Here is a 23,874-nt window from a genome sequence, read left to right as displayed (position 1 = left end):
TTATTTGGTACTAACTTCCTTTCATAAAAGCCTATATATTTTCCGATACTATTCTTTGATTAAAAAAAGGGGCGACCAATAGTGGAATATGTATCCATCGTGTTACGAACCATCTTGTTTTATTTTCTAATTCTCATTATTTTTCGTGTAATGGGCAAACGTGAGATTGGAGAATTAAGCATACTGGATCTAGTCGTTTTTATTATGATTGGTGAGATGGCGGTGGTCGCAATTGAAAAACACCACTCCCCATTGTTACACACCATGATTCCAATGATTGCATTAATGACCATTCAAATCATTATGGCTGTTATTTCTTTAAAAAGTAAACGGATTCGGGATTTAGTTGATGGGAAACCAATTATTATTATTAATAGAGGGAAAATAGATGAGACGGCCATGCGAAAGCAGCGCTATAATTTTGATGATTTAATGGTGCAATTAAGAGAAAAGGACATCCGCAGTATTACTGATGTAGAGTTTGCTATTTTAGAGCCCTCTGGCAGTTTATCAGTTATTGAAAAATTAAAAAATCCTGATGGTCCGTCAAAAGAAGGGGATATCACGATCCCTTTAATAATGGATGGACAAATTGATGAAGAAAACCTGAAGCGGATTAATAAAACCAATCTATGGCTGCGCCAGGAATTAAAAAAGAAGGGATACAGAGAGATAAAAAATATTTCTTTCTGCAGTTTTGAAAATGGAAATTTTTATATTGATTTAAAAGATGATGTTTAAGAAGACACGCCCACATGGCATGTCTTCTTTTAGTTAAACTATGAAGGAATCAGATTTCCAATCCAAGGGATCCGTTTCAATTCCTCTTTTTTAATGAGCCGGAATAGGATGAGCATCACTAGATAGGAAACCATCATGGCAATTGCAGCTGATACTACTCGAAGGATTAAATTTTCCTGTAAAAGGGTATGTTCAAAAAGCCAATAGCCTAACCAGCCGGATAGCCCCATTACAAGAAATCCTTTTAGATAATCTCTGATATAGAAGGAAAAGGATACCTTTTTTAATACGGTCGCAAAATGTAATCCCGTGACTAAGACAAACCCAACGACAATTCCTAATGCAGCACCGCTAATACCGAAAGTAGCCTGTGAGGCGAGCAAAAATATGACAGCAGTTTTTACAACAGAACCAACAAGGCTATTGATCATCGCTGCTCGTGCCAGATTTAAAGCCTGTAAAACAGCCTGAAGGGGACCCTGATAGTAATAAACCAACATAAACGGGGCCATAAGGCGAATAAAAAAGGATCCTTTTGTTGAGCCATACATGAGCTGCATGAGCGGGTCTGCCAATACATAAAGAAGGATGACGGCAAGCCCGCCCGTTAAAAAAACAAACCGCAGCGCTTGCTGCAACCGGTATTCGATTACTTTGTGATGGTTCTTTGAATTAGCCTCACTGATCGCGGGCACAAGTGAAGTTGCTAATGAAAAGGTAACAAAGGACGGCAGCATCAACAATGGCATCGCATAACCGGTTAAGGCCCCATACTGTTTTGTAGCCTCCCCAGCTAATACACCTGCGAGTGCGAGGCTATGGGCGACTACAATCGGTTCAAAAAACCAGGAGATCGAACCAATCATTCTGCTTCCTGTCGTAGGAAGGGCAATCTCCATTAAATCTTTAAATGTTTTTTTTCCTTTGTGAACGAATTGAAAAAAGTTTTTTCTAAGCCTAAACCGCTTTTTTAATTTAAAGGTCGTTAGTAAATAAAGCAATGAAAGTAATTCACCTAAAACAGATGCACCCATTGCCGCAGCCGCCCCATATTCTACCCCATATGGGAGGAATGTTTTTGTTGCGGTTGCAATTAAGGTTATCCGGACAAATTGTTCTAGTATTTGAGAGATGGCTGAGGGACGCATGTTCTGCCGGCCTTGAAAGTAACCTCTCAATACGGATGCAACTGCAATGATTGGAAGAGCTGGTGCAATCGCAATGAGTGGATAGTAAGTTCTTGAATCGGTAAATAGAGTAGTAGATAAAATCGGTGCCAATAAGATAAGTGCAGGTGTAAGAATAATGGATAAACCAACTGTAATCGCCAAGGAAACGACGAGAATTTTTTTGATTTCAGCATAATCCCTTCTTGCTTCTGCCTCTGCAATATTTTTCGAGATGGCAACTGGAAGGCCTAACTGGATAATCGTCACCACGAGGATAAACGTAGGATATGCCATCATATATAAACCGACGCCTTCTTCACCAATACTTCTTGCAAGAACAATGCGGTAGATAAAGCCAAGGACTCGAGTGATAAAGCCTGCTATTAACAGGATAAAAGTCCCTTTTAAAAACTTTGACATTTAGGTTCCCACCTTCTCAAAAAAGAAGAATTCATATACAATTATCTATATGCCTAATGGTGGACAAAGCATGACAAGTAGTAAGACCTTTTTCAAATGTGTTACATAAAAAGAGGCGAATCTTTTAGGAGAGATTCGGAGGGGGCAGTGAGAATGGATATTAGCCAAATTAGCGAAGATTTGCAAATTCAGGTACGTCCGGCCTTAAAAAGTAAATTAGAAGAGTTTCGCTTGCTGGGGCTTGATTCAGTTTCCGAACAAGGATTCTGGGAATTCTTAGTGAAGAAAAAATGGAAAAAGGTAAAACACGAGATGAGGCTATATGAAATGATCCAGGAAATTCTCTCTGTTAAGGCGAGTGATTATCTCAATTATGTCACCATTGAGTCGTATAAAACTTCCGAATTTTCCATCGAAAATGAAGAGGAGCTTAAAGAACTGTTAAAATGAGAAAAAATGTTAAATTGACAGCTTGTTCAACTTATTTCATAATGAATTTGTGACTTTTTTTATGTTAATTAAATAGTACGAGACGTACCAGTGCAGGTGTGCACATGCACTAAGGAGGAACAATACATAATGGTAAAGCGCAGTAGAATTATTGCTTTCTTTCTTCTAATCATCATTCTTGGAAGCACAATGGGAGCAACAACAAAGAATATCTTAAATAATATTAAGCTTGGACTGGACCTTCAGGGCGGGTTTGAGGTTTTGTATGAAGTTCAGCCTGCGAAAAAAGGACAGAAAATTACCCAGGAAGTTTTGGCTAGTACCGCTGAAGCCTTGGATCGACGGATTAACGTCCTTGGCGTGAGTGAGCCAGTTATTCAAATTGAAGGGACTAACCGAATCAGGGTGCAGCTGGCCGGCGTTAAAGACCAAAACCAAGCAAGGGAAATCTTGTCAACCCAGGCTAATTTATCTTTCAGGGATGCTAATGACAAACTAAAGATGGATGGTTCTGATTTAAAACAGGGCGGAGCTAAGCAAACCTTCGATGAAAATGGCAAACCAAGTGTAAGTCTGACATTAAAGAGTGCGGATAAATTCAGGAAAGTTTCTGAAGAAATTATGAATATGTCGCCAAATAATTACCTTGTCATTTGGCTTGACTTTGAAGAGGGAAAAGATTCCTTTAAAACGGAAGTAGCCAAAGAGGATCCCAAGTTCTTATCTGCTCCAACTGTAAACCAAATCTTTAATCAAAATTCAGTTTCCATTGTCGGCAGCTTTACGGCCGAAGAAGCCCAAACATTAGCTTCCCTATTAAATGCAGGTTCCTTGCCTGTAAAACTGAAAGAAGTATACTCTACTTCTGTTGGAGCTAAATTTGGAGAGCAAGCTTTAAATGAAACCATTTTCGCTGGACTTGTCGGAGTGGCTATCATTTATTTATTCATGATTTTCTATTACCGTTTTCCAGGTTTTATTGCTACGATTACTTTAAGTATTTTTACTTATCTGGTGCTATTAATATTCGATTGGATGAATGGGGTTCTGACTTTGCCGGGGATTGCGGCGATTATTCTCGGGATCGGTATGGCTGTTGACGCCAACATTATTACCTATGAACGCATTCGAGAAGAGCTAAAGGTTGGTAAATCAGTTAAAGCCGCATTTCAAGCTGGTGAGAAAAATGCCTTTACATCCATACTTGACGCAAACTTGACGACATTACTAACTGCTGCTGTATTATTCTTTTACGGGACAAGCTCTGTAAAAGGGTTTGCAACCATGTTAATTATCAGTATTCTTATGAGCTTTTTAACATCGGTTTACGGTGCACGTCTATTATTGGGATTATGGGTTCACAGTAATCTCTTTAACAAGAAACCAAGCTGGTTTGGTGTAAAACAGGCTGATATACACGACATTAAAGAAAGCTTTGATACATTAGATTTACCTACTCGCTTTGATAAACTTGACTTTGTTAAGCCAAGGAAGAAATTTTTTGGGATTTCTGCTATTTTAATCGTTGCTGGATTAATCGTATTAATTGTCTTTAAACTAAACCTGGCGATTGATTTTTCAAGTGGTACCCGTGTGGAAGTACTCTCTGATAAAGCACTAACCACTGAACAAGTAAACACAGCATTTGAAAAACATGATTTAACGGCAGACGACATTGTCATTTCCGGGGACAATAATGAACGTGCTTCTGCCCGCTTCGTAGGTGTCCTTAATAAGGATGAAATTGCTAAATTAAAATCAGATTTTAAAAAGGAATTTGGTTCTGAACCAAATGTAAGCACCGTTTCTCCGACTATCGGTAAGGAATTGGCGAAAAATGCTATTATTGCCCTTGCAATTGCATCGATTGGGATTATCATTTATGTAACAATTCGTTTTGAAATCTCAATGGCGATTGCAGCAATTGTTTCGCTGCTCCATGATGCATTCTTTATGGTTGCCCTATTCAGTCTGACAAGACTTGAAGTTGACTTAACGTTTATTGCGGCGGTATTGACCATTGTTGGTTATTCCATTAACGATACCATTGTTACCTTTGACAGAATGCGTGAAAACATGCGTAAGAAGAAAAGGCTTAAAACAAATGAAGATATTGCTGATGTGTTGAATACAAGTATCCGTCAAACCTTGACGCGATCCGTTAATACAGTTTTAACCGTATTAATCACGGTAGTTGCTTTAATTATTTTTGGCAATGAATCGATCCTTAATTTCTCAATTGCCTTGTTCATTGGTTTAGTAGTGGGAGTTTACTCTTCTATCGGTATTGCCGGTCCGCTTTGGTATGTGTTCAAGACGCGCGAACTTAAGAAAAAGGGTACTATTCGTACGGTAAAGGAAAAGAGAAAATATTCCGATCAGCCACAGGTATAGATTTTACGAAAAAACTGCAAACCATTTTGCAGTTTTTTCTTTTGATTGAAACCTCTGACCTGCTCCTGTATAATTAGTAAGTCTGAGGGGTGAACCTACCAGTGTTAAAGTCAAAAACAAAATGGATTGTACGCAATTCTGATTATAATAATGTTGATATGCTCGTTAATGAGTTGAAAATAACACCTCTAGTTGCATCACTACTTGTCAACCGTGGACTCAATACCGTAGAATCTGCTCGGTATTTTTTATTTGGAAAAGATGGGTTTCATGATCCCTACCTGCTTAAAGGGATGGAAACGGCTGTTAATCGAATTCGTGAAGCGATTGAGAAACAAGAACCAATTCTCATCTACGGAGATTATGATGCAGATGGTGTAAGCAGTACTACTGTGTTAATGATTACACTGCGCGATCTAGGGGCGAACGTCCAATTTTATATACCTAATCGTTTTTCAGAAGGCTATGGTCCAAACGAAGCTGCCTTCCGTCATGCAGCAGAGAATGGCATTAAACTGTTGATAACGGTAGATACAGGAATCGCGGCTGTTCATGAGGCCTCAGTTGCCAAAGAGCTTGGGATGGATCTGATAATTACTGACCACCATGAACCTGGACCCGTCTTACCAGAAGCATTGGCTATCATTCATCCCAAGCTGCCAGACAGTACGTATCCTTTTCGCGAACTGGCAGGAGTGGGTGTAGCCTTTAAACTTGCCCATGCGTTATATGGAGAAGTTCCAGAGCACTTGTTGGAAATTGCCGTGATTGGTACGATTGCTGACCTCGTCTCGTTAAAAGATGAAAATCGCTTAATTGCAAGAAAAGGCTTGGAAAAACTAAAAACGACCGAAAATATTGGTTTGAAGGCTATTTTAAAACTAGCAGGTGTGGATTTTAAGTCGATCAACGAAGAGACGATCGGCTTTACGCTTGCACCTAGAATCAATGCTGTCGGCAGACTTGAAGATGCCGATTTGGCGGTTCAGCTGCTCTTGACAGACGATCAAGATGAAGCAGCTGCTCTTGCAGAAGAAATGAATGCCTTAAATAAGACGAGGCAGGAAATTGTTAATACAATTACTGCCGAGGCCATCGAAGAGGTCGAGAAAAACTTCCCAATTGAGACTAATAAAGTGCTTGTGATTGGCAGAGAAGGCTGGAATGCCGGTGTAATCGGGATTGTAGCCTCAAGGCTTGTTGAAAAATTTTACCGGCCGACTATCGTGTTAAATTTCGACCCTGAAAAAGGCGTTGCTAAGGGTTCGGCAAGAAGTATATTTGGTTTTGACTTATTTAAAAATTTATCTACTTGCAGAGAACTTCTTCCACATTTTGGCGGACATCCTATGGCGGCAGGGATGACATTGAAACTTGAGGATGTTGCAGAGCTCCGTCAGCGTCTCAATCTCCTTGCGGACGAGCAACTTTCAGAGGATGATTTAATACCAATCACCCAGCTTGATGAGGAAATACATCTTGAAAATATCAGCTTAAATGCCTTAGATGAGCTTAGTCTTCTGGCGCCATTTGGTGTGGACAATCCAAAACCAAAAGTGTTAATCAATAATGTGGCGATAAAAAGTATCAGAAAAATTGGCAGTGAGCAAAACCATCTTAAACTTTTAATAAATGAAGAAGGCGCAAGCCTTGATGGCATCGGATTTGGTTTAGGGCCGCTGGTGGACCATATCTCTCCTGCTTCCAAAATTTCATTAATTGGAGAATTATCTATTAATGAATGGAACAATATACGTAAACCGCAAATCTTTATCCACGATGTAGCGGTCAATAAGTGGCAGCTATTTGATTTTCGTGGACAAAGGAGAACGCATCACTTACAAAACACAGTACCGGCTGAAAACAGGAAGATTGTTGTTTTCAATAAAGCGAACCTTGAAAAAATGAACCCAGAATTACAATCAGAGGCCATTTTAATTCAAGACCTGGAAGAAGCCAAAGTCTTTGATGGAAACGGGGCCAATATTGCATTAGTGGATTTTCCGCCGTCAAAAGACCTTCTTAAAGAATTAATTGCAGGGGAAAAACCAGCCAGAATCTATGCGTATTTTTATAAAGAAGCAAGCGATTATTTTTCGACGATACCAACACGTGATCACTTTAAATGGTTCTATGCCTTGCTGTTAAAAAAGGGTCCCATTGACTTGAATCTTCATGGCGAAACAATCGCTAAACACCGCGGCTGGTCACAGGAAACGATTAAATTTATGTCAAAGGTGTTTTCTGAACTGGATTTTGTTACAATAAACAATGGATTTATTACTTTAAATACGGGAGCGCAAAAGCGTGACCTGACTGATTCACACACTTATCAAACAAAACAGGCCCAGTATACTCTTGAAAGAGAGCTATTGTTTTCCTCCTTTCAAGAATTAAAAGGCTGGTTCGATCAAGTCATCCAAGAATCAGTTGAATCTGAGGAGGCAATTTAACAATGGATTTAAGAGAATATATTACAATCGTACCTGACTGGCCAAAACCAGGAATTAAGTTTAAAGACATTACTCCTTTAATGAATAACGGAGAAGCTTATAAATACGCAACGGATCAAATCGTTTCTTACGCAAAAGAGAAACAAATTGATATTATCGTTGGACCTGAAGCACGCGGCTTTATTATCGGCTGCCCTGTTGCCTACTCATTAGGGGTTGGATTTGCACCAGTCCGTAAAGAAGGTAAGCTGCCTCGAGAAACCATTAAGGTAAGCTATGGTTTGGAATATGGTAAAGATGTTCTTACTATTCACAAAGATGCCATTCAGCCTGGTCAACGTGTGTTAATCACAGACGATTTGTTAGCTACCGGCGGAACCATTGATGCCACTATTAAATTGGTGGAAGAGCTTGGCGGTGTGGTTGCTGGGATTGCTTTCTTAGTAGAATTAAGCTATTTAGAAGGCCGCAGCAAATTAGACGGTTACGATGTTCTTACATTATTGCACTACTAAATGATGCATGAGGGCACTCAATTTACGAGTGCTCTCTTTATATAATTTTTAAATACGTTTTAACAGGCAAAATAGCCTATAAAAGCCGCTAGAAGTGACAAAGATTTCGTAATTTAGTAAAAAAACAGTACAATCTCTTTACAATTTCGCTATTTTTTTCGATAATAGTAACAATCATTCTAATTTAGTAACAATTTTTTTTAGGAAAATATTTATATAAAAAGATTCTCTCGCAGCTTGGCGGGATTTTGATATAAAAATTGAGATGAAGATAAAGGTGATTTCATGGCGAACGATCAAGTGTTAACGGCCGACCAAGTCATCGACAAGACTAGAAAATATTTAAATGATGAGCATGTGGAACTGGTGAAAAAAGCCTATGAGTACGCGAAACATGCCCATCGTGAACAATATAGAAAATCGGGAGAGCCATACATTATTCATCCCATTCAAGTTGCCGGTATTTTAGCCGACCTTGAAATGGACCCGGCAACTGTGGCGGCTGGTTTTCTCCATGACGTTGTTGAGGATACCAATGTAACCTTAGGGGATATTGCAGAGGCTTTTAACGGCGAAGTGGCAATGCTTGTTGATGGAGTGACGAAGTTAGGAAAAATTAAATATAAGTCTCATGAAGAGCAGCAGGCAGAGAATCATCGAAAGATGTTTGTTGCAATGGCACAAGATATCCGCGTCATCCTGATTAAACTGGCGGACCGTTTGCATAATATGCGGACACTAAAACATCTTCCTGTCGAGAAACAACGCCGGATCTCCAATGAGACACTTGAAATTTTTGCACCTTTAGCTCATCGTCTTGGTATTTCTAAGATTAAATGGGAGCTGGAAGATACCGCATTAAGATATTTAAATCCACAGCAGTATTACCGGATTGTGAACTTAATGAAAAAGAAACGGGCAGAGCGTGAGCAATATCTTGATGATGTCATTGACGAAGTAAAGGGCCGTTTAAGTGAAGTATCCATTAAAGCGGAGCTTTCAGGACGTCCTAAACATATTTACAGCATTTATCGGAAGATGGCCTTGCAAAACAAACAATTCAGTGAAATTTATGATTTGCTTGCCGTCCGGATTGTGGTGAATAGTATTAAGGATTGTTATGCGGTTCTTGGCATTATTCATACTTGCTGGAAACCGATGCCCGGCCGGTTTAAAGATTATATTGCGATGCCTAAGCCAAATATGTATCAGTCCTTGCATACGACCGTCATAGGTCCAAAAGGGGATCCGCTTGAAGTGCAAATTAGAACGGATGAAATGCACCGAATCGCGGAGTTCGGGGTTGCAGCTCACTGGGCTTATAAAGAAGGAAAAGCGATTAGCGACAGTTCCACCTTCGAACAAAAACTTACCTGGTTTAGGGAAATCCTAGATTTTCAAAACGATACCGCCAATGCCGAAGAATTTATGGAATCATTAAAAATCGATTTGTTCTCGGATATGGTGTTCGTTTTTACGCCAAAAGGCGATGTCATCGAATTGCCGTCTGGTTCTGTTCCTATCGATTTTGCCTATCGGATTCACTCTGAAATCGGCAATAAAACGATTGGTGCAAAAGTGAACGGAAAAATGGTGACACTCGATTATAAACTGAAGACCGGTGATATCATTGAGATCCTGACTTCTAAACATTCCTATGGACCTAGCCAGGACTGGTTGAAGCTGGCTCAAACCTCGCAGGCGAAAAATAAGATTCGAGCGTTTTTTAAGAAGCAGCGCCGTGATGAAAATATCATTAAAGGCAAAGAGTTAGTTGAAAAAGAAATTCGCAGCATGGAATTCGACATTAAGGAAATTTTAACAGCTGAGAACCTGAAAAAGGTAGCTGAGAAGTTTAATTTTTCCAATGAAGAAGATATGTATGCAGCCGTTGGTTATAATGGTGTTACTGCATTGCAGGTGGCCAACCGCCTGACCGAGAAGTGGCGCAAAAAACGGGATAAAGAACAATCGGCAACGATTGCGAATGCCATTACCGATTTGAAGTCCTTTCCATCGACGAAAAAACGGGAATCAGGTGTACGCGTCCAAGGGATCGATAACCTGTTGATCCGCTTGTCAAAATGCTGTAATCCTGTTCCGGGGGATGAGATTGTCGGGTTTATTACCAAAGGCCGCGGTGTCTCTGTCCATCGCTCGGATTGCCCAAATATTGATTCAAATGATGCCCAATCAAGATTAATCCAGGTTGAGTGGGAATCTTCCTTAAATGACCGTAAGGAGTATAACGTCGACATTGAGATCAGCGGTTATGACCGTCAGGGACTGCTTAATGAGGTTCTTCAAGCCGTTAGTGAGACCAAAACAAATATCTCAGCGGTTTCCGGAAAATCAGACCGTAATAAAATGGCGACCATCATCATGTCGATTGCGATCCACAATGTCAGCCATCTCCAAAAAGTTGTCGACCGAATCAAGCAAATCCCTGATATCTATTCCGTTCGCAGGATTATAAGTTAAATTTTGTTAATGCACATTGTTGATTGGAGCGGAAGGTGCTCCACTCCTGCGGGAGTACGGGGCAGGGGAGACCCCGCAGGCGCGAAGCGGCGAGGAGGCTCCCCGGCACGCCCGCGGAAAGGGAGCACCTGGAGCGGAAATCAACATTCTAGATTAACAGAGCCATAAGTTAAGGAGTTTCTAGCATGAGAATAGTAGTACAACGCAGCAAACAGGCAAAAGTAACGGTTGACGGAGAAATCACCGGAAAAATAACCAAAGGGTTTGTCTTGCTGGTTGGGGTGACCCATGAAGATAAGGAAGAGGATGCTGCCTACCTAGCTGACAAAATAGCTAATTTACGGGTCTTTGATGACAATGCGGGTAAAATGAATCTTTCTTTATTGGATGTTGGCGGGGAAATCCTGTCTGTATCACAGTTCACTTTATTTGGCGACTGCAGGAAAGGCCGCAGACCAAACTTTATGGAAGCGGCTAGACCTGAACAGGCCGTCATATTGTATGAAACCTTCAACCAGATGCTTCGTGATAAAGGAATTACCGTTGAAACAGGCGTATTCGGTGCCATGATGGATGTAGAATTAGTCAATGATGGTCCCGTTACGTTAATTGTAGAAAGTAAGTAAGAAGCCTAGGCAATCGTGCCAGGCTTTTTTGCTGTTTAAAAAAGCCCCGGAAGAGAATTCTTCCAGAGCCTTATGCTTAGTTGTTTTTAAAATATCTAGCTAATCCATTATATAGACCCGATGCTGCATTTTCTTGAAAGACCCCGGAGTTTAATGTGATTTCCTCCTGCGGGTTGCTTAAGTATCCCAGCTCAATCAGGGCAGCTGTTTGACTGTTTTCCCGAATCACATGAAAATCACCGAATCTAACCCCGCGTCCATCCAAATTGGTTTGCGCAACGGTTGAGGAATAGAGAGAATCAGCTAGACCTTCTTGATAATCGTAAAAGTAATAACCTGTCATACCTCGCGCACTTCGGTCAAGACTGCTGTCATAATGCAAACTTATAAAGGCATCTGCATCTCTTGCAGCAGCGGCACTTACACGGGATGGAAGGGTAATAAAAGAATCACTGCTTCTGGTAAGATAGACATTGGCTCCGGCAGCACTTAATTTATCATATAAAAGCCGTGCAGTTCTTAAGGTAAGTTCCTTTTCTAATGTACCATTTGCACCAGTGGTCCCGTTATCGCCGCCGCCATGACCTGGATCAAGGACAATCGTTTTGTTTTTCAGATAGCCTTCGGCGCCGCCTTTATGGATTTGAGTTGTTGACCCATTGCTAGACACAATCCATCCAGCTACATATCCCGTGCTTCCATCGTTTAACTCAATCTCGTACCAGTCATTCACAATCCCTTTTACAGGAAAAGAATCTCCTTCGTTTGCCAAGGCAGCCACTTGAGAATCGGCCGTTGCTTCCTCTCGAATATTTGTTCCGTTATGTAAGATAGTGACCGTACTGCCCTGTAACTGTGAAGGTTTTGATTCAGTGGATTTCTCAAGGTACAGGCTTGAAATCCAGCCAAAACTACCAGACTCAAACTCTACTTTTGAAAAATTATTATTTTCTTCCAAAATAGCAAATCGCTGATCCTTTGACACACTGCTAATGATGTCTGCATTTAATGAGGGCTCTGACCGGACACTAAGACTTCCGGCTGTTACAGTGCCATAAACGCCTGTTAATTTTTTCTTAGGCGTATTCTGTGATGTTTTTGATTGGGTATCAATAAACTCTGCTTTTACCCACCCGCTAAGGTCTGAATAACGAATCTCCAGCCAATTATTTTCTTTCGAAACAATCGTAACATCCGTACCATTGGTTAATTTTCCAAGAATCGGACTAGTCTCGGAAGCTTCTTCCCTTATATTTATGGTATCAGCGTTTACAGTTCCCATTTCGGTGGAGTTTGATGAATCAGAGTAATTTTCACCAGATTGTACTTGTAAAAATTCTCGAAGGACCCATCCTTCACCGAAGTCTGAAGTGATTTTATACCAATTTTCATTTTGATCAAGGATCGTTACTTCCTGCCCTTGATTTAGAGAACCAACGATTGGGAAGCTTGTCCCAGGGCCTGAACGAATTCTTAATTGATCGGTGTTGGCCTTGGCGGCATTTCTTCCAGCAGATCCTGATGTTGTTCCCGATTCTTCTTCATTATCTTTTGTGACCAGCCAACTGACAACCCAGCCGGTTTGTCCCACCCCGAGCTTGATTTCAAGCCAATCACCCTTCTCACTAACAATGGAGTAACTTTCACCCCGTACTGCGGTCAAAACAAGGGGGTAGCTTAATCCCGGTCCGCTGCGGACATTTACCGTGTCAGTGGAAATAGTAACTGTTCCACTTGAAGCCATCCCTCCTTGTGGCAGGAAGGTACCAAATAGGAGAATAATAGAGAATAGAAGTAGAGTTAACTTTTTTGACATGACAACCTCCTTTACCCATCTATTCTATCGTAAAAAAAACAGAAATTCATTCCTTAAATGGCTATTTTAACTAAAATTACTAGAAATCCTCTCTCTAATAAGAATTTTTTTCTGATGGATGGAAATAATAGAAAAAAAACTGAGGTGATTGTGATATGAGGTCAAGTGAAAAGGGAATGAATATACAATCCATGGACTGCCGCCTATTTGGGGTAGACTTTCATGACTTTATTCAAAAAGAAGGACACACAAACTCGTTTGAACTTGCATCTGAATTTGGGCTTACGATGGGCGATGTCAGAAAGTTAAAAAAACATCTAGGAAGGTCGTAAATGTCTCTTGACATTAGTTTAGATGCTCCGTATTATTATATAAATATAAGTCATATTCGAAAATAACCAATGATGGAGCACAGTAATTAAGATTATCCATGAAAAGAGAGGGAATGCCTTAGGCTGAAAGCATTTCTACATGTACCTTAGTGAAAGAACACTCCGTAGGCTTCTCTCTGAAAAAGCAAATGCTTTAGTAGGAGTTGAACGTTGCAGGCGTTAACTGTTTAAGAGGAAGGGCATGTTCATGTTCTTCAACTAGGGTGGCACCGCGGGATTTTAAACTCTCGTCCCTTGTATGTATACAAGGGATGGGAGTTTTTTTGCGTTTCCAGAAAAAAGAAAACTATCCAATTAACAATATCTACATACGCGTTATGTTTATAAAGGAGGTCTATCACCATGTCTATTAGCATCCCAAGAGGCACGCAGGACATACTGCCAGGTGAAGTAGAAAAGTGGCAGCTCATTGAAGCAAAAGCAAGAGAACTTTGTGAAAAATATCAATATCAAGAGATTCGTACACCGATTTTTGAACATACTGATCTTTTCTCAAGAGGTGTTGGCGACAGCACTGATATTGTCCAAAAGGAAATGTACACGTTTGAAGATAGAGGAAAACGAAGTATTACGCTAAGACCAGAAGGGACGGCGGCGGTTGTCCGCTCCTTTGTTGAGAAGAAAATGTTTGGGCTGGCTAATCAGCCTGTAAAACTTTACTACATGGGGCCAATGTTCCGTTATGAACGCCCCCAGGCTGGCCGCTTCCGTCAATTCGTTCAATTTGGTGTCGAGGCATTAGGAAGTAACGATCCGGCGATTGACGCAGAAGTTATTTCTCTAGCCATGAATCTTTATAAAGAAATGGGACTACAAAAGTTAAGGCTTATTATCAACAGTTTGGGTGATAAAGAGAGTCGGACCGCACATCGTGAGGCCCTTGTGAATCATTTCAAACCGCGGATTGGAGAGTTTTGTCATGACTGCCAAAACCGTCTAGAGAAAAATCCGCTTCGGATCCTTGACTGTAAGCAAGACCGTGATCATGAATTAATGAAAACAGCACCATCGATTTTGGATTATTTAAATGATTTTTCAAAGACCTATTTTGAAAAATTACAGAACTATTTAACTTTGCTTGATATTCCATTTGAAGTGGATCCAAACTTAGTCCGCGGCTTAGATTATTATAATCACACGGCTTTTGAGATTATGAGTAATGCTGAAGGCTTTGGAGCGATTACTACCCTTTGCGGAGGCGGCCGCTACAATGGATTGGCAGAAGAAATTGGCGGTCCTGAAACACCTGGTATCGGCTTTGCCTTGAGTATTGAACGGTTTATTGCTGCCCTTAATGCAGAGGGCATTGAACTAGAAATCAACCAGGGGATTGACTGCTATGTAGCAGCGCTTGGGGAAGCTGCTAAAGATTATACAGTAGGACTCTTGCAGCAATTACGAATGGCCGGATTTTCTGCAGAAAGAGACTATCTGGATCGGAAATTCAAGGCACAGTTTAAAGCGGCTGACCGCTTAAAAGCCAAATATGTAGCAATACTCGGAGACGATGAGCTTCAAAATAATAAAATTAATGTTAAAAATATGGCTACAGGTGAACAGGTAGAATTAGACCTAAACACATTTATAAAACAATTCAAGGAATTGCAAGCTTAAGGGGGATAATCATGTTTGGCAGATCGTATTTTTGTGGAGAAGTTCCAGAGTCAGCAGTTGGTGAGAAGGTAACTTTAAAAGGCTGGGTTCAAAAGCGCCGTGACCTTGGCGGGTTAATTTTTATCGATTTACGTGACCGTTCTGGAATTGTTCAGGTTGTATTCAATCCAGATACATCAAAGGAAGCACTCCAATTAGCTGAAACTATTCGAAACGAATATGTACTTAATGTAGTCGGAACAGTGATCAGCCGCGAAGAAGGTACCATAAATGAAAATATTTCAACTGGTACGATTGAAGTTCAGGCGGAAGAAGTAACGATTATCAATGAAGCGAAAACACCGCCATTCCAGATTTCTGATCGGACAGATGCTTCGGAAGATGTTCGTTTAAAATATCGTTATTTAGATTTCCGGCGTCCGGCTATATTTGAAACATTGAAAATGCGCCATCAAGTAACGAAACATATTAGAAACTACCTAGACAGTGAGGGTTTCTTAGATATTGAAACACCAATTTTAACAAAAAGCACACCGGAAGGAGCACGTGACTATTTAGTTCCAAGCCGTGTCCATCCGGGTGAATTCTACGCATTGCCGCAATCGCCGCAAATCTTTAAGCAATTGCTTATGGTAGGCGGAGTCGAGCGTTATTATCAAATTGCCCGCTGTTTCCGTGATGAGGACTTGCGCGCTGACCGTCAGCCTGAATTTACTCAAGTCGATATTGAAACGAGCTTTATGAGTCAGGAAGACATTATGGGCATGATGGAAAACATGCTGTCAGGCTTAATGAAGGAAATAAAGGGAGTAGAAGTTCCTAAAAACTTCCCACGGATGACCTATGCGGAAGCAATGAGCCGCTTTGGATCAGATAAACCTGATACACGTTTTGGCCTAGAACTAGTTGACCTATCTGAAATCGTAAAGGAATCCGGCTTTAAAGTATTTGCAGCTGCAGTTGCAAACGGAGGCCAAGTAAAAGCGATTAATGTAAAGGGTGCAGCCGACAACTATTCTCGTAAGGATATCGATGCCTTAACTGAGTTTGTTGCTGTATATGGCGCCAAAGGCCTTGCTTGGTTAAAGGTAGATGCGGAAGGCTTAAAAGGGCCGATTGCTAAATTCTTCTCTGAAGAGGATGCAAAAGCAATCAAAGCTACGCTTGAAGCGGCTGAAGGCGATTTATTGTTATTTGTTGCAGATAAGAAGAGCGTTGTTGCAGATGCACTTGGTGCGTTAAGACAAAAACTTGGAAAGGAATTAGGCTTAATTGATCCTGACAAGTTTAATTTCCTTTGGGTTACGGACTGGCCGCTTCTTGAGTATGCTGAGGAAGAAGGGCGGTACTATGCCGCACACCATCCATTCACGATGCCGTTTAGAGAAGATCTTGAACTTCTGGAAACTGACCCTTCAAAAGTTCGCGCTCAAGCCTATGACATTGTTTTAAATGGGTATGAACTTGGCGGTGGTTCGCTAAGAATATTCGAACGTGAGGTTCAAGAAAAAATGTTCAGCGTGCTGGGCTTTACTCCGGAAGAAGCAATGGAACAGTTCGGATTCCTTATGAATGCTTTTGAATATGGAACACCTCCGCACGGGGGAATCGCCATCGGCCTTGACCGTTTGGTTATGCTGCTTGCCGGCAGTTCTAACCTGCGGGATACGATTGCCTTCCCTAAAACAGCCAGTGCAAGCTGCTTGTTAACAGATGCACCTGGTGAAGTTTCTGAGGCTCAACTGAAAGAATTATATTTGTCACTAAATGTTAATAAATAACAGGAATTCGCTTTCATTTTATCCTTGAAGACCATTTTTAATTGTGGTATGATAAAGGCAATTAGGAAGAGTCCTGAAATGTACGTTGTGTTACCTGAAGTTTTGACCGAACATTTAAGATTCGGGAGTCCAGAGTTTTCTGATATGCGTAAATGCCCCACCTATACGGTAAAGGGACTTACAATTTCGGAAACAGGGCACCCACCTGCTAGTAGCGGGATCAAAACGAAGGATCAAGAGCGACGGCACCATTGGGACTCTTTATTATTTTTAAAAAATACCTTCTGCTTATGCGGAAGGTTTTCTTTTGTAGATAAAGGAAGTATAAACATAGAGAATTGTCTAGCTCCAGCGCCTAGGGGCTCGGGGTCATAAGCCAATCCGTCAAGAAGGCTAAAGAACAGCCTTCTCGCCGGCTCGTCTTATGCCTGTCGCCCCTGTTCAAGGCGCTTCCGCTTTTCTATTACATAAATCCTACTGAATTACTTGTTTTTATAGGATGGTATGATATATCCTAATGTAGAAAAATATATAAAAGTGAATATTAATTTGGAGTGAAAATCATGCTGCATCAATTTTCTCGTAATGAGCTTGCTATTGGTAAAGAAGGATTAAATATTATGAAGAACAGTACGGTTGCTGTTTTAGGAATCGGGGGTGTTGGTTCATTTGCCGCTGAAGCTTTGGCCCGTTCTGGTGTTGGTAAATTAATTTTGATTGATAAAGACGATGTGGATATAACGAATATTAACCGTCAGCTGATTGCCCTATTATCTACGGTTGGGAGACCAAAAGTAGAAATCATGGAGGAGCGGATTAGGGACATTAATCCTGATTGTGAAGTTATCTCTTTAAAAATGTTTTATACAGAGGAAACGTATGAAGAAATCTTTAGTCATAATTTAGATTTTGTTGTTGATGCCTCTGATACGATTGTTTATAAAATTCATTTAATGAAGGAATGTTTAAAAAGAAATATCCCCATCATTTCGAGTATGGGTGCAGCGAACAAAATGGATCCGACCCGTTTCCAAATTGCCGATATTTCAAAAACGCATACTGACCCGATTGCAAAGGTTATTCGCACCAGACTTCGTAAGGAGCGAATCCATAAGGGAATTCCTGTCGTCTTCTCGGATGAAAGTCCAATTGTGATTCGCGAAGATGTCAAAAAAGAAGTTGGAAATGAGAATGCACCAATCCGCAAAGCGCAAATGCCGCCAGCGTCCAATGCATTCGTCCCTTCTGCAGCCGGCCTCATCATGGCAAGCTATGTGGTAAGACAATTATTAAAAGACATTAAGATACAGCGCGTTTCCGATGAAAAATAAACGAGGGGCTCTAAACTATTATAGTTTAGAGCTTTTTTCAATAGGGCAGGAATACTTTGTTAATTTCAGGTAAAATGGATAAGGATAGTTTGTTTAGAGAGGAGTGAGAACTTGGAAACAATCGTAGAATTAAAAAATGTGACAAAGGTAATTAAAGGGAGAACAATCATAGATCAGATCAGCTTCCAGGTTAATAAAGGGGAGGTCTTTGGTTTTTTAGGCCCAAACGGAGCAGGGAAAACGACTACGATTCGAATGATTGTCGGTTTGATGGGCATAACCTCTGGTGACATTACAATTGGCGGCTGCAGCATTAAATCGCAGTTCGAGGATGCCGTACGTCATATCGGAGCCATCGTTGAAAATCCAGAAATGTACAAATTCTTGACGGGTTATCAGAACTTGGTTCATTATGCACGCATGGTTAAAGGAATCACTAAGGAAAAAATTGATGAAACAGTAGAATTGGTAGGATTAACCGAACGAATAAATGACAAAGTAAAAACTTATTCGCTTGGAATGAGGCAGCGATTAGGGCTGGCTCAATGCCTCTTACATGATCCTCAGGTGTTAATTCTTGATGAGCCAACGAATGGTTTAGATCCTGCGGGAATTAGAGAGATACGTGACTATGTCCGTCTGCTAGCCAGAGAAAAAAATATGGCCGTGATTGTATCTAGTCATCTACTGTCTGAAATGGAAATGATGTGTGACCGAATTGGTATCATACAGGATGGCAAGTTAATAGATGTAGAACTTGTCCGGGAATTTGTACATAATGCAAAAACAGCCTTTGAACTTGAAGTAGTGCCAAGTGAAAAAGCACTGGATCTGTTGGAGGAGAATTACCCCAATGTTAAGGCCGGCCGTTCGAGAAACGGCTTAACCATTGAAATGAAAAAAGAGGAAGTTCCAGATTTAGTTAAATTATTGGTTGCGGAAGACATTTCTATTTTTGGGGTTAGGGAAGTGGCAAAGACATTAGAGGATCGCTTCCTTGAAGTAACATCTGAAAAGGAGGCAGCTATTCGTGGTTAATTTAATAAAAAATGAGTGGATGAAAATCTTTAGACGCCCGGGAACCATTGTGATGCTTGCGATTCTTGTTTTATCCCTGTCCCTGGTTGGAATTGTGATTAAGTCACAGCATAATAGCATGGATATACAGCAGGATAAAAACTGGCAGCAGATTTTACAGGATGAAAACAATGCCTTAAAACAACAGATGGACAAAAGCCGGACTCAAGCGGAAAAACAATATTTTAAAAGAGAAATTGCCATTAACGCTTATCGAATCCAGCATAATATTCCACCTAAAGAGGAATATACGGTTTGGTCTTTTGTAAAAGATTCCTCGCAGCTTATCATGCTGGCCGGAGTATTTATTATTATCGTATCTGCGGGCATTGTAGCCAGTGAGTTCAACTGGGGGACGATTAAGCTGCTATTGATCCGGCCGATTAATCGGACGAAAATCCTATTAGCAAAATATTTGACAGTCCTCTTATTTGCCATGTTACTGATTGCGATTTTATTTGTTTTATCTAGTCTATTAGGAGCCATTTTGTTTGGGATGCCTGACAAGGCAGTTTCCTATTTGAATTATAGCAATGGTCATGTTTCAGAGCAGAACATAGTGATTCATTTATTGATCTATTATGGGCTAAGCTCGATTGATATGATTATGCTGGTTACCATGGCATTCATGATTTCTGCCGTGTTTAGAAATAGTTCACTTGCAATCGGACTCTCGTTATTTTTCTTATTTACCGGAGCTCAATTTACAGCCTTACTGGCCATGAGATTTGATTGGGCAAAATATATTCTCTTTGCCAATACCGACCTTACCCAATATCTCGAAGGTACACCACTGATTGAAGGAATGTCATTGACCTTTTCAATCATCATGCTAGCCATCTACTTCATCCTATTCCAGTTCCTAGCATTCTACACCTTCAAAAAACGAGACGTAGCGGCATAAAAACAGTGACAGGCACCATGTGAAGAATTCACATGGTGCCTGTCACTGTTTGTGCTATTTTGATCTTGTTAATTTTTCGTAGACCGAAGCTAGGGCTTGTTCAAATTTTCCTGTTTTCTTTGGCTGATAGTATTGTTTATTTTTTAATTTATTCGGCAGATATTGCTGTGGAACCCAGCCGTTTTCGTAGTCGTGCGGGTATAAGTAGCCAATCCCTCTGCCTAGGTCTTTTGCGCCTTTATAATGGGCATCTTTAAGGTGATCGGGTACTTCACCCACAATGCCTTTTTGAATATCGTCTAAAGCCGCTTGAATGGCTATTACAGCTGAATTCGATTTTGGTGATAAGCAAAGTTCGATGACAGCATTTGCGAGTGGAATTCTTGCTTCGGGAAATCCAATCCGTTCAGCCGTTTCAATCGCGGCGAGTGTCCTTGCTCCTGCTTGAGGATTGGCTAAACCTATGTCCTCATAGGCAATCACGATCAATCTTCGGCTGATACTTGGCATGTCACCGGCTTCTATTAGACGTCCAAGATAGTGGAGGGCAGCGTTCACATCACTTCCACGAATGGACTTCTGAAAAGCTGAGAGGACATCATAATGACCATCTCCATCTTTATCGGCAACCAAACTTTTCTTCTGCAAGCACTCCTCGGCAGTTTCCACATCAATATGGATCGTCCCATCATCATTTTTATCTGTCGATAGAATTGCCAGCTCCAGTGCATTCAAGGAACTACGGACATCCCCGTTAGAACCTTGAGCAAAATGCAATAAAGCTTCTTCAGAAATCTCCACTTTTTCTTTCCCATAGCCGCGTTCTTCATCCATGAGCGCCCGCAGTATGGCTTGCTTCACTTCTTCCGGAGACAAAGGCTTTAGCTCGAAGATTTGACAGCGGCTTCGGATTGCTGGGTTGATCGCGTGATAAGGATTGCTCGTTGTAGCCCCTATTAATACAATCATTCCGTTTTCCAAATAAGGGAGTAAAAAATCCTGCTTAGCCTTATCTAATCGATGGACTTCATCCAAAAGAAGGATGACCTTGCCGGACATTTTTGCTTCGGCAGCAACAATTTCCATATCCTTTTTATTGTTGGTGACAGCGTTAAGTGTTCTAAAAGCATATTTGGTACTTCCGGCAATTGCACTTGCGATTGATGTTTTCCCAATGCCAGGCGGTCCATATAATATCATGGAGGTCAGCTGTTTTGCCTTTACCATTCTGGCAATAATTTTTCCATGTCCAACTAGATGCTGCTGACCGACAACTTCTTCAATGGTTCTTGGACGCATTCGAAATGCTAATGGTTTCTGATTCATAATCATCTCTCCAACAGAATCGTTCATTCCCTAATCTTAACATATCATTATAAACACAAAAAGCGATACAGATTTGGTCCAAACATGAATAGCCTCGGGTTCCAATTTGAGGAATCAGAGGCTTTAAAGTACATTCATTCTTTACTGATTGTTTTGGAAACTAGATAGGCGACCAGTATATAGCGTTTAGGCGCTGGTCCGATATAGTTAAAGGGATAACAGGTACTAACCGTTAGTGTAGCTCTAGGTTTTGGAACAATAACAGTCCGATCATCCGCATCAACAATCCGTACTTTGTTGACTCTGTATGTGAATTCACCAGCTGACGTTCGAACAATTAATTCATCGCCTTTGCCGACTTCACCGAGTTTGCGGAATACAGTATCCCTGTGGCCGGATAGGACAGAATTGTCATTTTCACCTGGCAGCACACTTTCGGCAAAATGCCCCACGCCTTTTGCCAACTCATCCTCATTGGTTCCATGAAAGATGGGTAAGGTTGCATTTAATTTCGGAATAAACAGCTCTCCCATTTCTTCTCCCATTTTAGGACGGACAGGATACAGCTCTTGTTCTCTCTCTTTTTCCACTTGGTTGACCATTGTATTAGGTTTGGAAGCGGCAGTTGTCTGAGAGTTTTGGGAATGGGTCTTGTAAATATAATAGCCTTTTGCAAATTTAAAGATATTAGTAGTAGAAAACCAAAGACCAAAAACAATAAAAACAATACTTAAGGAAAGAAGAATCAAACGCTTTTTGCGTTTGACCCTATGATTTTTTATTGATTCCAATTTTAAACATTCCTTACTTTTCGGTACGTAAAGAGTCCAGCTGCAACAAAGAATAGTCCCAGCAGTGCTTGTGGAAGATAATCAGAAGCAGTCTTTGGAAGTTTAGCTCCTTTTACTGTCTTACTTGCCGGTGCTTCCTTCTGGGGTTTCTTCTTAATGACTGGTGATTGTTCTACCGTTTTTGCTGCTTCATCAGCAGAATCCTTAATTTGTTCACCAGTATCAACTACTGTGCCAGAATCAACCATTTCTCCTGTCACAATAAGGTCCGCTAAAAATTTCCCGTCCAAACTGTAGATCATTACTTTAAGATTTGCCCCTTTTAATTCCTCTAAATGCATTAAATCGATTAAAGAAATAGGTGTATCTTTACCACTAGCAACGAGGCTGTAAGAAACCTTTAGTTGAAAAATAGATAGTAATTCTTCATAAATGGACGCTAACTCTGCAATTTGTTCGGAAGAAAGCTCGTCCGCTGTATCAAAATCTTCGAAAGCCATCATGCGATTGCCCAATTCTTCTAGTTCCGCCAGGGTTTCTGGATCAGTAAAATGGTCCTCCAAGGACAGTAAATGGTCTTCAAGCCGTTGAAGTTCTTCATCGGTTAAATCCACTTCTTCTTGAAAAATAGGAAGCAGTTCACCAATAATTTCCTCGTCCATCCCTGGGAAGTCGCCGCCATTTAACTCCCAGACCGTTTGCTCCAGGTCGTCGATGAATACGTAATCGTTGATGGTTTTTCCATTATCCTCTAAAAGTTTAAGTAAGGCTTGCTGGTCCAGGTCATAATTTTCTTTAAAATAATCTAGATTTGATAGGTCCGCTTTAATGACGTCCCCTAAGAAATCACTTAGATCCTTTACCGTTTCAAACTCATCCAGACTCGTCTCATAAAGGCTGAGAGACGCTTCAATCTTCTCTTTGGTCACTTCAAAGCCTCGTTCTGTGGATATCTGTGTTAAATAATTAGCAAGATTTTGGTCGAAATCTGGATCTCGCTCAAAAGTGCTGTCTTCTGAATAGAAGGAAACAGCTTGATCAAGGTCATTAAGGAAAATATAATCATTAATCTCTTCCCCGTACTCATTTAACAATTCATTAAGACTGTCTTTATCCAGCTCATACTCTTCATAGATTGAGTCTAAGTTGCTCAAATCTGCTTTGATTACTTCACCAAGGGAGTCTTCCATTTCTTTAACAGATTGATAGTCTTCAATACTTTCTCCATTTAGAGCCAGTGACTCTTCAATCATATCTCTTGATACTTTAAACCCTCGTTCTTGGCTTACTTTTTGTAGATATTGCGACAGTTCCTGCTCAAAATTAGTGTTTTGAGCTGCCATTGTTAGTTGCGGGGATAAACCGATTAACAATGCAAATGTCAGTATAATTGCCCCCAGTTTTTTCATGCAGTTTCTCCTTTTTTCTCTATTTACTTTTCTAGCAAATTATAAAATAATTTCAAAATATTAACAATGGGGATTTTTTGGCAAGGTGATGAGTCAAAATTTTTTAAAGCAAATTGATTTTTATCATTTTTGCGAAAAAAGCATATTAAAGAAGAATATGTTATAATTTTTAATGCCTATCATT

General features: G+C 40.5%; 18 protein-coding genes, 1 other RNA gene and 1 other annotated feature. Of the genes, 14 read left to right on the top strand and 5 right to left on the bottom strand.

Annotated elements, in window-relative coordinates:
• Nucleotides 1-78: 78 nt before the first annotated feature.
• Complete coding sequence (locus tag GXK58_RS09180) at nt 79-741, top strand: DUF421 domain-containing protein (RefSeq protein ID WP_160722216.1); 663 nt, start codon at nt 79-81, stop codon at nt 739-741.
• Between the two features lie 38 nt (nt 742-779).
• Here GXK58_RS09180 and spoVB read toward each other — a convergent pair whose 3' ends face one another.
• On the bottom strand, nt 780-2,330 hold the full coding sequence (spoVB, locus tag GXK58_RS09175) for a stage V sporulation protein B (RefSeq protein ID WP_160721919.1): 1,551 nt from the start codon (nt 2,328-2,330) through the stop codon (nt 780-782).
• A 153-nt stretch (nt 2,331-2,483) separates the two neighbouring features.
• On the opposite strand from spoVB, the gene GXK58_RS09170 reads away from it, so the two are divergent.
• From GXK58_RS09170 to dtd, 6 genes are all read left to right on the top strand, one after another.
• Nucleotides 2,484-2,780 carry a post-transcriptional regulator gene (locus GXK58_RS09170; protein WP_160721917.1) on the top strand — a complete coding sequence of 99 codons (297 nt, stop codon included), beginning with the start codon at nt 2,484-2,486 and terminating at the stop codon, nt 2,778-2,780.
• Nucleotides 2,781-2,909: 129 nt separating this feature from the next.
• Entirely contained in the window at nt 2,910-5,174 is a 2,265-nt protein-coding gene (gene secDF, locus GXK58_RS09165; RefSeq protein ID WP_160721915.1) for a protein translocase subunit SecDF, read from the top strand.
• Nucleotides 5,175-5,275: 101 nt separating this feature from the next.
• Nucleotides 5,276-7,627: a single-stranded-DNA-specific exonuclease RecJ gene (gene recJ / locus GXK58_RS09160; protein ID WP_160721913.1), complete on the top strand. Its 2,352-nt coding sequence runs from the start codon at nt 5,276-5,278 to the stop codon at nt 7,625-7,627.
• 2 nt (nt 7,628-7,629) lie between these two features.
• Complete coding sequence (locus GXK58_RS09155) at nt 7,630-8,142, top strand: adenine phosphoribosyltransferase (RefSeq protein ID WP_160721911.1); 513 nt, start codon at nt 7,630-7,632, stop codon at nt 8,140-8,142.
• Nucleotides 8,143-8,427: 285 nt separating this feature from the next.
• Entirely contained in the window at nt 8,428-10,623 is a 2,196-nt protein-coding gene (locus GXK58_RS09150) for a RelA/SpoT family protein (protein WP_160721909.1), read from the top strand.
• Nucleotides 10,624-10,808: 185 nt separating this feature from the next.
• Nucleotides 10,809-11,249, top strand: a complete 441-nt coding sequence (gene dtd / locus GXK58_RS09145) for a D-aminoacyl-tRNA deacylase (protein ID WP_160721907.1) — start codon at nt 10,809-10,811, stop codon at nt 11,247-11,249.
• 76 nt (nt 11,250-11,325) lie between these two features.
• On the opposite strand, the gene GXK58_RS09140 is transcribed toward dtd, so the two are convergent.
• Nucleotides 11,326-13,065, bottom strand: a complete 1,740-nt coding sequence (locus GXK58_RS09140; protein WP_160721905.1) for an SH3 domain-containing protein — start codon at nt 13,063-13,065, stop codon at nt 11,326-11,328.
• Nucleotides 13,066-13,220: 155 nt separating this feature from the next.
• Here GXK58_RS09140 and GXK58_RS27000 point away from each other — a divergent pair, with 155 nt between their 5' ends.
• The 7 genes from GXK58_RS27000 to GXK58_RS09110 all read left to right on the top strand — a co-directional run bounded on the left by GXK58_RS27000 (nt 13,221) and on the right by GXK58_RS09110 (nt 20,164).
• Nucleotides 13,221-13,397: a hypothetical protein gene (locus GXK58_RS27000; RefSeq protein ID WP_202171323.1), complete on the top strand. Its 177-nt coding sequence runs from the start codon at nt 13,221-13,223 to the stop codon at nt 13,395-13,397.
• 60 nt (nt 13,398-13,457) lie between these two features.
• Nucleotides 13,458-13,695: a binding site (T-box leader), on the top strand.
• Between the two features lie 104 nt (nt 13,696-13,799).
• Nucleotides 13,800-15,071, top strand: coding sequence for a histidine--tRNA ligase (hisS, locus tag GXK58_RS09135; protein WP_160721903.1), 1,272 nt, complete (start codon nt 13,800-13,802; stop codon nt 15,069-15,071).
• An 11-nt stretch (nt 15,072-15,082) separates the two neighbouring features.
• Nucleotides 15,083-16,852 carry an aspartate--tRNA ligase gene (gene aspS, locus GXK58_RS09130; protein WP_160721901.1) on the top strand — a complete coding sequence of 590 codons (1,770 nt, stop codon included), beginning with the start codon at nt 15,083-15,085 and terminating at the stop codon, nt 16,850-16,852.
• A gap of 67 nt (nt 16,853-16,919) precedes the next feature.
• A non-coding RNA gene (ssrS, locus tag GXK58_RS09125) (6S RNA) lies at nt 16,920-17,114 on the top strand.
• A gap of 301 nt (nt 17,115-17,415) precedes the next feature.
• A complete protein-coding gene (locus tag GXK58_RS09120; protein ID WP_160721899.1) occupies nt 17,416-18,183 on the top strand; it encodes a tRNA threonylcarbamoyladenosine dehydratase in 768 nt (255 codons plus the stop codon).
• A 111-nt stretch (nt 18,184-18,294) separates the two neighbouring features.
• A complete protein-coding gene (locus GXK58_RS09115) occupies nt 18,295-19,221 on the top strand; it encodes an ABC transporter ATP-binding protein (protein ID WP_160721897.1) in 927 nt (308 codons plus the stop codon).
• Nucleotides 19,214-20,164, top strand: a complete 951-nt coding sequence (locus GXK58_RS09110) for an ABC transporter permease (RefSeq protein ID WP_160721895.1) — start codon at nt 19,214-19,216, stop codon at nt 20,162-20,164. The genes GXK58_RS09115 and GXK58_RS09110 overlap by 8 nt, the downstream gene beginning before the upstream one ends.
• A gap of 54 nt (nt 20,165-20,218) precedes the next feature.
• On the opposite strand, the gene GXK58_RS09105 is transcribed toward GXK58_RS09110, so the two are convergent.
• From GXK58_RS09105 to GXK58_RS09095, 3 genes are all read right to left on the bottom strand, one after another.
• Entirely contained in the window at nt 20,219-21,490 is a 1,272-nt protein-coding gene (locus tag GXK58_RS09105; RefSeq protein WP_160721893.1) for a replication-associated recombination protein A, read from the bottom strand.
• A 134-nt stretch (nt 21,491-21,624) separates the two neighbouring features.
• Nucleotides 21,625-22,272 carry a class D sortase gene (locus GXK58_RS09100; RefSeq protein ID WP_160722214.1) on the bottom strand — a complete coding sequence of 216 codons (648 nt, stop codon included), beginning with the start codon at nt 22,270-22,272 and terminating at the stop codon, nt 21,625-21,627.
• Between the two features lie 11 nt (nt 22,273-22,283).
• A complete protein-coding gene (locus GXK58_RS09095) occupies nt 22,284-23,690 on the bottom strand; it encodes a processed acidic surface protein (RefSeq protein ID WP_160721891.1) in 1,407 nt (468 codons plus the stop codon).
• Nucleotides 23,691-23,874 lie beyond the last annotated feature (184 nt).

This window comes from Bacillus sp. USDA818B3_A, from assembly GCF_009928415.1.
Lineage (GTDB): Bacteria > Bacillota > Bacilli > Bacillales > Cytobacillaceae > Neobacillus.
Note: the sequence above shows the minus strand (reverse complement) of the source record. Positions and strands in the feature narration are given on the sequence as shown.